11 protein-coding genes are annotated in these 12362 nt (G+C 43.4%); 8 read left to right on the top strand and 3 right to left on the bottom strand.

Features of this window, described 5'->3' with window-relative positions:
- Positions 1-35: 35 nt before the first annotated feature.
- Both arsB and OCV44_RS16725 read right to left on the bottom strand, forming a co-directional pair.
- The gene (gene arsB / locus OCV44_RS16730; protein WP_139683720.1) at positions 36-1091 is read right to left on the bottom strand and encodes an ACR3 family arsenite efflux transporter; all 1056 of its coding nucleotides are present in this window, start codon (positions 1089-1091) and stop codon (positions 36-38) included.
- Positions 1092-1193: 102 nt separating this feature from the next.
- Entirely contained in the window at positions 1194-1535 is a 342-nt protein-coding gene (locus OCV44_RS16725) for an ArsR/SmtB family transcription factor (protein WP_016794841.1), read from the bottom strand.
- A gap of 494 nt (positions 1536-2029) precedes the next feature.
- Between OCV44_RS16725 and OCV44_RS16720 the strand changes: the two genes are divergently transcribed.
- The 3 genes from OCV44_RS16720 to OCV44_RS16710 all read left to right on the top strand — a co-directional run bounded on the left by OCV44_RS16720 (position 2030) and on the right by OCV44_RS16710 (position 4900).
- A complete protein-coding gene (locus tag OCV44_RS16720; RefSeq protein ID WP_139683721.1) occupies positions 2030-2827 on the top strand; it encodes a Cof-type HAD-IIB family hydrolase in 798 nt (265 codons plus the stop codon).
- 182 nt (positions 2828-3009) lie between these two features.
- Positions 3010-3657 (top strand): DsbA family oxidoreductase, encoded by a 648-nt coding sequence (locus OCV44_RS16715; protein ID WP_139683722.1) that lies wholly within the window; start codon positions 3010-3012, stop codon positions 3655-3657.
- A 34-nt stretch (positions 3658-3691) separates the two neighbouring features.
- Positions 3692-4900: a winged helix-turn-helix domain-containing protein gene (locus tag OCV44_RS16710; protein WP_139683723.1), complete on the top strand. Its 1209-nt coding sequence runs from the start codon at positions 3692-3694 to the stop codon at positions 4898-4900.
- Between the two features lie 45 nt (positions 4901-4945).
- Here OCV44_RS16710 and OCV44_RS16705 read toward each other — a convergent pair whose 3' ends face one another.
- On the bottom strand, positions 4946-5884 hold the full coding sequence (locus OCV44_RS16705; RefSeq protein WP_139683724.1) for a LysR substrate-binding domain-containing protein: 939 nt from the start codon (positions 5882-5884) through the stop codon (positions 4946-4948).
- Between the two features lie 106 nt (positions 5885-5990).
- Between OCV44_RS16705 and OCV44_RS16700 the strand changes: the two genes are divergently transcribed.
- From OCV44_RS16700 to OCV44_RS16680, 5 genes are all read left to right on the top strand, one after another.
- Positions 5991-6314, top strand: coding sequence for a putative quinol monooxygenase (locus tag OCV44_RS16700; RefSeq protein ID WP_139683725.1), 324 nt, complete (start codon positions 5991-5993; stop codon positions 6312-6314).
- 3 nt (positions 6315-6317) lie between these two features.
- On the top strand, positions 6318-7292 hold the full coding sequence (locus OCV44_RS16695; RefSeq protein WP_139683726.1) for a Gfo/Idh/MocA family protein: 975 nt from the start codon (positions 6318-6320) through the stop codon (positions 7290-7292).
- A 199-nt stretch (positions 7293-7491) separates the two neighbouring features.
- Positions 7492-7830, top strand: coding sequence for a Fis family transcriptional regulator (locus OCV44_RS16690; RefSeq protein WP_139683727.1), 339 nt, complete (start codon positions 7492-7494; stop codon positions 7828-7830).
- 304 nt (positions 7831-8134) lie between these two features.
- A complete protein-coding gene (locus OCV44_RS16685; RefSeq protein WP_139683728.1) occupies positions 8135-9703 on the top strand; it encodes a hypothetical protein in 1569 nt (522 codons plus the stop codon).
- 400 nt (positions 9704-10103) lie between these two features.
- Entirely contained in the window at positions 10104-12338 is a 2235-nt protein-coding gene (locus OCV44_RS16680; RefSeq protein ID WP_139683729.1) for a hypothetical protein, read from the top strand.
- Positions 12339-12362: the final 24 nt, after the last annotated feature.

Here is a 12362-nt window from a genome sequence, read left to right as displayed (position 1 = left end):
CTTAGTTTTTCTAATCTTCTGCTAGATGCTAGATGCTAGATGCTAGATTTAACGGTTTGGCCGTTGTAGTACTTGTCTTTCATTTTAAGCGCAACGTTCACTAGGTAAATCAGCACGGGTACTTCAATCAGTGGGCCGATAACGCCTGCAAACGCTTGGTCTGAGTTAATACCGAATACTGAGATAGCGACTGCAATCGCTAGCTCGAAGTTGTTGCCTGTCGCTGTGAATGCGATTGACGCGTTCTTGTCGTACTCAATGCCCATCTTCTTGCCAATGAAGAAGCTGATGAAGAACATTGCTGTGAAGTAGATAGTCAGTGGAACAGCAATTAACAATACGTCCATTGGCAGCTCAACAATCATCTCGCCTTTTAGGCTGAACATCAGAACGATCGTTGCCAGTAGTGCAATCAATGTGATTGGTGAGATACGAGGAATAAACACATCGTTGTACCACTGCTCACCCTTCATCGACACTAGGATCTTACGGCTTAAGAAACCCGCTAGGAATGGGATGCCTAGGTAGATAAGTACACTGTGTGCAATATCGGTCATCGAGATATCAACCATCATGCCTTCGTAACCAAATACAGGCGGTAGCACGCTGATGAATAGCCACGCCATAAAGCTGTAGCTCACCACTTGGAATGCACTGTTTAGAGCAACCAATGCAGCGCCGTACTCTTTGTTACCGCCGCCGATGTCGTTCCAAACTAGAACCATTGCCACACAACGAGCAAGACCAATCAGAATCACACCCACCATGTAACCTGGGTGGTCGCCTAAGAATGTTAGCGCCAACACAAACATCAGAATTGGGCCGACAAGCCAGTTCATGATCAAAGATAGTTTGATCGCTTTCTTATCTTTTACCACGGTGCCTAGCAGGTTGTAGTTAACCTTAGCCAGAGGTGGGTACATCATTAAGATAAGGCCAATTGCCAGTGGAATGTTGGTTGTGCCAACAGACATTGATTCGTTCCACTGCTCGATCTGTGGGAACAAGGTGCCAAGCAGTACACCAATGCCCATGGCGATGAAGATCCACAGCGTTAAGTAGCGATCGAGAAAACCTAATTTTGGTTTCATTATATTATCTCTTTGGTTGGTATCGTTAATCGTCGAAAGGCGATATTTAAAGAAAAAAAATACGCTTAGTTTATTGTGTTCGACAAACTAAGCGTGGTTAATCTATTTTAAAATGGTGTCGATAAGCGATTCAAATTGCTGAATATTATCTCGGTTAATGCGATAGCACATCTTAGGTGGTATCGACTCAGCAGTGATGAAGCCTGAGGTTTTTAAGATTCTTAGGTGCTCTGATACTGTTGATTGAGCCAAACCCAATTCACTCACCAAGTCACTGTTCAAACAGCCGCCCGATTTTTCTAACGTTGAAAGGATACTCAATATACGAACTCTTGCCGGGTGAGCGAGCGCTTTCGCTAGAGTTGCCATTTGCTTTTCAGCTTCGACATCACCATGTCCGATTGGCAGAGCACAGCCACCAGTTGTAGAGCAAGTTTCGTTCATATTGATGTTTCGCTTTCCATAATCGTTAAAAGACGATTAATGGTAGGCCTATTTCTTTTATTGGTCAATGCGAAATTTAAAAGTCGGCTTAAATTGGCATCTCAGAACAGTGTTTTTAGTTAAGCTTGATATTCGATTTTTATCTGTTTTTACCTTCTTATTGCGCATAAACAAGATCTTAGATTTAAACAAAGAAATCGACCGAAAAGCATTGCACTCATTGGCTATTCTAGCGATATAATCGAAGGCAGAACCGTTACACAAGATAACGAAAAATCATAATTTGCTATTTAATTTTCATACCAATCACAGTAAGTAAATGATCAGAAATAGCGCAGGAAAAAGACTTGAGAACAAGGCGGCTCTTTTCGACAAGAAGTTTTGATAAGTAGTTATTCTACAATCAAAAATTCTAACGCAGTTATCGAGTATTTTAACCAGCTAGGATGAACAGTTATTTACTACGATTGGTATTACTATAGGTAAGCCCTGAAATGCCACAACAGAACATCAAATTTATCGCTGCTGATATGGACGGCACTCTGCTTAATGAACACGGAAAGTTAGACCCTGAATTCTTCAATCTTTATGAGCGACTAGAAGCTCAAGACATCATTTTTGCTGCGGCGTCGGGTCGACAGTACTACAGCTTGATGGAAACCTTTTCCCCGCTAAAAGATCGCATGATGTTCGTTGCTGAAAACGGCACATTGGTGATGCATAAAGGCCAGGAGCTCTACAGCTGCTTGCTTGATACTGATGCCATCAAAGAGATCATTAAAGAAGCGCGTGCCATTGAAGGTGCACACGTTGTGCTTTGTGGTAAGAAATCAGCGTACATCGAAACCAAAGATGAGCGTGCTCTGGCGGAGATCTCGAAGTACTACCATCGCCGAGAGCAAGTGGAAGACTTACTGGCGGTAGAAGACGATTTCATCAAGGTGGCTATCTGTCACTTCGATGGTTCACAAGAGAAAGTGAACCCAACTATTGATGCCAAATTCGGTGAGAACTACCAAGTGGTTGTGAGTGCAAAAATTTGGTTGGATGTGATGAACGCTGAAGCGTCAAAAGGTGCGGCGATTAAGCATCTACAAAACACATTAGGTTTCACTTACGAGCAGACCATGAGCTTTGGTGACTACCTCAATGACTTGGAAATGCTTAAAGAGAGCTACCACTCTTACGCGATGGAAAATGCCCATCCTAAGCTGAAAGATATTGCGCGTTTTGGCGCGCCAAGTAACGTTGACGCGGGTGTGTTCCAAGTACTTGAGAAGTTGCTAGCGTAACGCTCTTAAGCTCGATTCGATTTTTATCAAAGCCAACTCGTGAAAATGAGTTGGCTTTTTTTGTTCGTTAATGTTGAATTTAGTTAAATTTGAACGATTGTTCAGGTTGTTGTAGTCTGAAGATAAATTGGATGCCTGCTTTTGCTGCAGACATGCCTTATCAATGAGCATTTGGAATGACGATGAGCAAGAAACTTCAACTTGATATTATTTCTGACGTAATGTGCCCATGGTGCGTGGTCGGCTACAAAAACTTAGAGCAAGCCGTTTCAGAACTTGGCTTAGCAGAGCAAATTGAACTTGAATGGCAGCCGTTTGAGCTTAACCCTGATATGCCGCAAGAAGGCGAAAACCTGCGTGACCACATCATGAGAAAATACGGCTCTAGCGCAGAAGAGAGTCAAAGTTCACGCGAACAGCTTGCGGCGCGTGGCAAAGCGGTTGGTTTTGATTTCAATTTCTATGACAGCATGAGAATGGTTAATTCCCGTCATCTACATGTGCTTCTCGATTTTGCTCTAGCGCACGGTAAACAGACTGAGTTAAAGCTACGCTTTTTTACGGCTCACTTCACAGAGCAAAAAGATCTGTCCGATCTTGAGGTTATCGCACAAGAACTTGAAGCGGTTGGGCTAGACTCAACGAAGGCACTGAAGCGCCTAAAGAACATCGATAACTTGAAGCAAATTGAAGCGCAAGAGTTTGAATGGCAACGCATGGGAATCTCAGCGGTTCCTACCGTGGTATTCAACCGCAAGAGTGCGGTCACTGGTGCGCAGACGGTCGAAACGTACAAGCAAATTCTTCAAGAACTTATTGCTGAATCATAAGCCGATTATTGGTATCAATTAGAGTCTGAATTACATGGAATCACTGTCACTCGCTCAAGCGCAAAAACTGGTATTGCTTTCGCAAAAGCTGCCGCCTAAGAAGTTACCACCTAAAAAGCAACGCAATGGGGGCACTTTGGCGAACACGCTGTCTGCGATTGAAAACCTTGGCTATGTGCAAATTGATACCATCTCTGTGATTCAGCGAGCTCACCACCACACGCTTTGGAATCGTAATCAAGACTACCAACTGAATCATCTTGATAAGCTGTTAGAGCGTCGAGAAGTGTTTGAGTATTGGTCGCATGCAGCCGCGTATTTACCCATGCGCGACTACCGCTTCAGCCTGCATCGAAAGAATGGCTTTGCGAGCGGTAAGCTCAAGCATTGGTATAAAAAAGACGACGCCCTTATGGCACATGTTCTCGAACGTATTGAGAGCGAAGGGCCATTGATGGCGAAAGACTTTGAAGGGGGTAGACCAAACCCCGGCGGATGGGGCGGTAAACCTGCCAAACAGGCGCTAGATACCTTGTTTATGCAAGGTGACTTAATGGTGCCGAGCCGAGTGAATTTCCATAAGGTGTATGACCTAACCGAACGAGTTTTGCCGAGTGGTATTGATACCTCTGAACCAACGGAACAAGAGTACATTGAGCATCTGATCACGCGTTATTTAGAAGCCAATGGTATGGGAATAGCACCGGAGATGAGCTATCTACTCAAGAACATTAAACCACTGATTCAGAAAACACTCCAACAGATGCTTGAAGACAAACAAGTCGTGAAAGTGGATGTTCAAGGTTCTGACTATTATGTGTTGCCCAATGCGTTTGAACTGTTGAGTCAGCCTCTTTCTAGAACCCAGTTAAAGATACTGTCTCCGTTCGATAACCTGTTGATTCAACGTAAGCGAATGCAATCATTGTTTAATTTTGACTATCTTCTCGAGTGCTATGTTCCTGAAGCCAAGCGCCAGTTTGGTTATTTCAGTTTGCCGATTTTGTGGCAAGGGGAGCTGGTGGCACGAATGGATTGCAAGGTCGACAGGAAGATCGGCCTACTTAATATTCGTAACGTGGTTGTGGAAGAGCGAATCAAAAACCATGAATCATTCGTTCATGCCCTATGCGATGAGCTTAAACACTTCATGGTGTTCAACCAATGTGATGAGATGGTCGTCCATAACACCACGCCCTCTGACCTTGGTAAGCGTTTGATTAGTCATTGGCAAACGGTTTAGTGTTCATCGTTGCTGCAACCCCCCTAATTACGTAGACGACCCTAGTTACTCAGCAAGATCGGCTAACAAGAACTCGACAAAGGTTCTGTTCTTCAAAGACAGTTGCTTGGTTTTGTAGAGTAAGTGAATCGGCTTAGGTAATGGTGCCATGCTGGGTAGAATTTCTAATAGCGCACCACGCTCAATTTCTTCTGCGACTAAGATAGTCGGCTGTAACAACACACCTACACCTTGCAGGGCTGCATATCGCAATACATCCCCATTGTTCGACATCAAACGTACTTGCCCTTTATTCACCGCGCTGTGCGTTGCTTGGTGGTTCTGAGGGGCTAGAAATTGCGACTCACTGTTTTGGGTATTGCGTAGTTGAGCATCACGGCCACTCACGTCACGACGACTGCTATAACTGAAGCCAAGCGATGGGTGCTGTGCGAGATCTTCCAACACGCGGATCTCTGCATGTTGGTTAAGGTACTCAGGAGCCGCGCAGTAACACATCTCATAATCCCCTAAGTATCTGGCGACTAAACTTGAGTCAGACAGATCACCGATTCGCACCATCAAATCAATATCAGAAGAGTAAGGATCAACAAGATCGTTGTTCAACACGAGTTCGATGTTAATCGTTGGGTGATTCGCGAGGAACTTCGCCACAATCGGGGCAAGCACCTTGTTTCCATAAGTGACCGGGCAGTTTATTTTTACCGTACCTTGAGGTTGGTTTTCCAAGGTTTGAATCAGGTTTTCAGCGTTGCTGATGTCTTCGAGGATTCGTTTACATTCTCGATAATAAAGCTGACCTGAATCGGTTAAAGACTGCTTACGTGTGGTGCGATGAATCAGTTGAGAGTTGAGGCTCGTTTCAAGATGGTGGACATGTTTACTGATCATGGTTGCCGACAGGTTGAAGTGGTTTGCGGCACTGCGAAAACTGCCTTGCTCGACCACGTAAACGAAGACCTTCATGCTGGTTAACTTATCCATTAAACACTCTTGGTTGATAAACAATAAACAAAAGGTGAGTTTATCAATTATTAGGGGTTAATTATATTAATGGCAAACCGATAATTAACTAAAATAAGAGCGTGAAATGCCTCAAATGAATGAAACCATCTTTGTTACTGCCGAACTTAAGATAAAAGCAAACATTGAACGTGATGCTGCGATTGAAGCCATCGAACTGTTTTGTTTAGACATGCAGAGTGAGCCGGGCTGCCTACAAGCAATTGCAACCTATGATCAAAACCAAAGCGATCGCGTGATTTTGCTTGAGCAATATGCAAACCGCGAGGCGATCAATCAGCACTTTGTGATGCCTCATACGCAAGCGTTTATTGAGCGTGATATAACGGAATTAGTACAAGCATTTGAAACCCAACGTGGACCTATCAAAACACAAGAGCAGGAGATCTAAGCCATGAAATGGGGAATTCTAGGAACCAGCTTCATCTCAGGCGTAATGGCCGATGCGATCACAGGCGATGCTCAAAGCGAGCTGTATGCCGTCGCTGGACGCACAGAGAAAACACTTAATGAGTTTGCGGCGCAGTACCAGCCAACGCGAACCTTCAACAGCTATGAAGCTTTGATTGAAGATGAGTCGGTCGACATTATCTACATCGCTCTACCTAACCATGTTCACCACGAATACGTGATTAAAGCGGCTCAAAAAGGCAAAGCGATTTTGTGTGAAAAATCGTTATCGGTTGATATGGAAAAAACCGAACAAGCTCTGCAAGCGGTGAAAGAAGCAGGTGTATTCTTCGCAGAAGGTTTGATGTATCTAAACCACCCGCTTATCGCCAAGCTTCATCAAGAGTTGGCAACCGGTGAGATTGGCGAAGTGCGATCAATTCAAGGATCTTATGTTGCGGCGATTGACCAGTTCGTGAACCCTGCGAGCAAAGGCGCACTGTACAACTTGGGGTGTTACCCAATGTCTCTGATTCACTCTGTCGCACTACAACAGTTTGGTGAGAGTGTGTTTGATGAGGTGCAGATCTCAGCAATCGGTCGACGAGGCCAAGATGGCAATATCTGTGAATCATCGGCGATGATGCGCTTCAATGACAGTTTTACCGCGCAAATCCATACCGCAGAAGACCACGGTTTAAAGCATGGCTTCACGATTTTAGGTAGCAAAGGCTGTATCACTCTCGACACAAATCCATGGCTACCGACCGAAGAAAACTCGTTCTCGGTTGAGGTTTATGAAACATCGACACGTGAAGTGAAAGTTGAAGCGCAAGGCGACGGTTTCCACTATCAAGTGCGTAATATTTGCCAAGCAGTTGAGCGAGGTGACACACAACTTGTAGCGCCAATGGCGACTCACCAAGACTCTCGTGTAATCATGAAGTTACTGACTGATTGGGAACAAGCCGCGAGCTAAGATCTTCGTAAATTCTATAGTCGCCTCATGCTTGATTGCCTTGCCAGTGATCAAGCAGGAGGCGTTTCCTCTATATCTTCTAGCCGACTCTTCCCCACAAATACTTTGCATTTGAAACCGCCACAGTGTCCAATGTCGGTTAAGACAATATTGACTGAAAAACCTTATTTTTTAAGGTGTTAAATAGGATGCTTACTTCATGCGTAAATCAGATAAGAAGATCGAAAACCAGATCAGAGACGTGTTAACTGACATTTGTGAAGACACGTTGAAAAGCTACGATGGTTTTCTTTGGGTGACTCATACGGTCAATTTCTCTTCTTTTCCGCAAAGCTTAAAAATCGTTTGCGTATTCGATACCAATCAGAATAGAACGAATTTTCTAAATGGCGAAGGTCAGCAGAGTGTCTCTGTTAATATCCTAAAGGTGTTTAGTCAGGTTGGGATTACATTGAAGAATATCGATAAGCATGTTAGCTACGATACACAAGAAAACTGCGATCGTGACCATCAAGGCAAGTGGAACAAAAGGTTGTAAATATGCAAGGAGAGCGTTTACTGGAGCGTTTAGGAAACGTGAATAATAAGGAGGTCAAATTGGTTTTGTATCCATAGGAAAAGAACCGGAATCAATTGATTTTGATTAACCTATTACTAACAATATTTGGTTTTTTAAGCTTATGAATTAACTCTACTTTGGTGTAAATATAATTGAGGCGAATGGATGTCACGTATATAAGTAGCGCTAATTGAAGTGAAAGTATTTTTATGATTTATAGAAAGAATACAATCAGTTGCCTCAGCTATGTGTGTGGGTGCACTTACATTTCCATGGTGTTTAAATGAATAAAAATAAAATTACCCTAACAATACTCGCAATTTTACCTTTGCTTTCAGCATGTGGTAGCGATAGTAAGAGTACCGCCGCCACCACTCCTAAGCCTACCCCTCCTCCCGGATATACCTTGCCAATCGAATCGAGTTTGATTACCAATTACAATGTCGATAGTGCTTTTAATACGGTATTCCCAAGTAACTACCAGATAGCGAAAGATGCGGGTTTTGATTACTTTATTAAAATACCGCTTCGCTCAGATTCAAGTATTAGTATTACCATTCTTGCGACAAAAGGCAGTGATGAGGATCTGCGTCAAGCCATTGGTGTGTGGACTTCTCTTTTGTCCGAAAATGGAGCGAATACAGAACTGAGTAAGCTTGATGTCTTTAAATCGATAAGTCAGCGTCAGGGTACGCTTCTTATGGCATCGTCAGAAGGTGATATTGGTAATCTTCAGCAAGAGCTACTGAGGTTGTTGAAAGCGCGTGAGCCTAAACTTGCCTCAGCTACAGCTGATAACTACCTGCAGCTGATAGCTTCAGATAATGATCTATTCAAAAAATATGGTTGGTTTGTTCATAGCCAAGCGCTTGGTTATAACGAAACGACATACGTTGGTGAGACAGAGTATTTCACTGGCTATAACTCAATCACCTCTATAGGCACAAGAGATGCTTCAATAGAAGAAATCCTTCATATAACACAAGCTCAAGGTATCGCTCCCTTAACTGGTGAAGGGGATAAAGGCGGGTTACAGAAGAGAATAACTGAACATAGCTTGAGTATCTTCAAAGATTATAAATATGACAGCCTAAAAGGCCTATATGTTTACGAAGATAAAGACCCTAGTAAAGATTATGTGGCTAAAAGTTCTATTTGGAGTCCACAAGCAGCAGGCGCAACTCTTGATGAAAAACGTGAAGAACAATGGGATGGCGATTGGGGCGGTGACGATATAGGTAAAGACCTAGGAATGCCTGAGCAGTATAAGATGGGGCAAACCTTTTCTCACGAGTATTTTGCTGCACTAGCAGACACGTATTACGGAATGTATGGTGGGTTTAATTCAGAGTTTGGAGGAATGGATAACTACCGTTACGTTACCCGAGAAACTTTGCCTAGTGACGCGGTTGGTTTTGGTATCGTTAAAGAGTTCTTACCTGAATACCATCAGTATACGGCAAGGATTGATAGTGCAAAGGTCAATACGTATTTAAATGCGTATCCGTCTTTAAATAATACATTTAAGATCCAAATTTCTTCTGATGATAAAGAAAAGTACACCTTTAAATCTCAATATATTAAAAATTTGAAAATCGTAGGTTCAGAGGCTTTAGATATACTTGGAAATTCTCAGGATAATTATTTTGAGGGGAACTCTGCCAATAACACTTTCGATGGTTCTGATGGTACCGATGTATTGAAAATAAACGGTAATAAAAACGATTATTCGATTAAAAAACTGGCTGGCGGTGTGACACAAATTTCTGGTAAATCGATTGGAACGGACAAGATTACCAATGTGGAATATATTAAATTTAACGATGAAGTTGTTAAGGTAGACAAAATCTAGCTAAAGCAACTCAAGCACATTTATACACTTCTGCAATTTATGCCTGATTAAAACCACTTGCACCAGTAGGTGGTTTTCATCGATTTTATACTGACACAATAAGCCTTATCCCCCTCTCATTTGGTTTTTATAGCGACCAACATAATCATTTCGTCCCGAACTCAAGTGGCCTTAGGGTTTAAGCCATGATTTCCCCCTTAAGCTGGCGATAGTTTCAGAACGTCTTCATTCGGGTATTCGATAGCATACTGAAATGCTCGTCGAACCGGCTGGCTTAACGCTTGAACTATGAACTTTTCTAGACGATACTTTTTCGTACATTGCTCCCTAAGTTGACGCGTAATTTATTGATTTTAAATTAGGTATTTTGAGTAGCAATAGCATCGATTAGGAAGGTTGAATGAAGAACCCCTACATTTTATGGTTACTAGCACTGATTCCGTCATACCTGATCGCTAGTACGTCTTTTGCTACTGGTACTGCAATTGTATTACCCGGATTGCATCAACAGGGCGTCGATTTAAGCGGTTTTTCAATGTCTGAGCGCGATGTCATTGATTGGGAAATTACCAACAGTGACCTCGTATTTGGCTCTTATGCAGATAAAGCCGACAATAAGCGCTCTACAACAATTGGCTATATGTACAACCAAGTCATGGCGATGAACTCGGGTTGGTTGGAGAACGATCTCCGTAACCAAGCTGAGTTAGAAGGCCTCAACTTCGAAGACTATTTCCTGCACTTTTCTGAAGATACTGTCATTGCCGAAGTGGATAACACCCACGGTGAAAATACTCTCTTAAGTGGAAAGCCTATGACCTTGGGCTATACAGCCAGTGAAGATCATGCTGGCTTTTGGCTGTATCAAGAGCCTCCGTGGGATGCCGATGTGTTTGAAAACTTCGAACAGGGCGGAGCTTTGTATGTCTATCATGCTGAGCAGTTCGAACGGCTAACCTTTAAATTTTCACAGTTTGCTGGCAGCGGCGAATTCTGGATTGAATACCCAACGGCTATTGATTCTCACGGAAGGGTTTCACAGTGGGAAAGGCTCGATGTAAAGAAAGACAAAACGCTCAATATGACCAGAAACCAATCGGTGATCTGGAACCTTCCGGGTAACTGGGTAAGAGCCACAACTCATGATGGCAGTGGGGTGAGTTATGGTGGCGGCCAGTATTTTGGTTCAACCTTTTTGAGAGAGGGTGGCCGTTTATACGTTGTGAGAGTTCGTTGGCAAAGTGAGAACGCAGACGACAGGCCGCGGTTAAAAGAAGTAAAACTCAAAAACAGCTTTCCAACCGTTAAGTTAACCGACGCTCCGACCACAACTCCGGATGGCAATGCTATCAGCCAATGGCGAAAAATTCGTGGCTTTGACGTGTCTGCAGACCTGAATGGCGATAACTACTTGTCGCCAAGCGAGTATCGAAATCGAACCAATAAGAATGCCACAGCTCGATTTCGTTGGGAGTCGCGTGTCATCCCATTCGGTCGAATGTGGAGCGCTAATTCTTCATGGGCGATAACCAACGTCGCAAACGCGGATTATTTATCTGCCATTCATCGCTACTATAAGCAAAGTTGGGCACGCCAAGGTTTGAATGGTGCGTACAACGACGACACAAATAAGCTTATTGGTGCGAACCAGTTTTATGTTCATTCTGGCGGACATGTTCAAGAGTTAGGAGCAGTTGCGGGTTCGAATCAAGCGGATGATCTCTATAAACAACAATTTTCAGCCTTTCTCAAAAATTTATCTGCATTAGAAAGTGATGCGTCTATTGGGTTGAACATTGGTACAGCAAACCTGCTGGGTCGAAATGGACAGTCTCATCTTAGTGATGCGGGATCTCTTTATTTGCGAGAGCACTACATTTTTCCATCTACTGGGTTTAGTGGTTACTCTGGAATCTCTAAATTCTGGGATAATTCTGCGCTCGCCTTTCATGGGCAAAGTGTTATTTTTCAGGCGACAACGCGTTATGGGCGAGTCCAGTATCTTGGAAATAGTGAAGAGAATTGGAAGCAAGACCAATACTCGACTCTAGCGATCTACCGCCTCAATCGACACGCTCAATATAGCTACTTTAATCAGTGGAATAATGGTTACGTCTATGGAAGTAGCAATACGACGGCTGACACTTTCTGGCAAAGTGGTGTCCCTAAAAACATCGCCTACCAACCAAGTTCGTTATTGGCCGTTGATTTGGGTGAGCCGAGTCATCAAATCCCTCAAGGCTTTAAGCCTATCCCTTTGATGCTATCGACAACAACACCTCAGCCCTTTGACTACACCATCGTTGGCGATTCCTCGATGAACGAAATGGTGCATGCTGATCTACCCGATGGCATGACTCACGTTCTACCGACGTTCACGTACTTTATGTATCAATCTGAAAATCAGGTGGTCGCTGGTGGTCCTGAGGACATGGTGTTAGCGAGAGAGTTCAGCAATGGTCGTGTGTTATACCGAACCGACTTCCACGGTAAGAGCGTGAAGTTTTATGAAGCGGAAAAACTCACTGTCACACTGGATGTACCAATGAAACCTGTTGATGTTAACGGTAACGTTGGTGAGTATGTGAGTGAAATAGAGATTGGCGGTTATGAAGGGTTGTTTTTGCTTTATTAGAGCAAATAGAATGAGAATCAACTG

It is taken from the genome of Vibrio tasmaniensis, assembly GCF_024347635.1.
Classification (GTDB): Bacteria; Pseudomonadota; Gammaproteobacteria; order Enterobacterales; family Vibrionaceae; genus Vibrio; species Vibrio tasmaniensis.
Note: the sequence above shows the minus strand (reverse complement) of the source record. Positions and strands in the feature narration are given on the sequence as shown.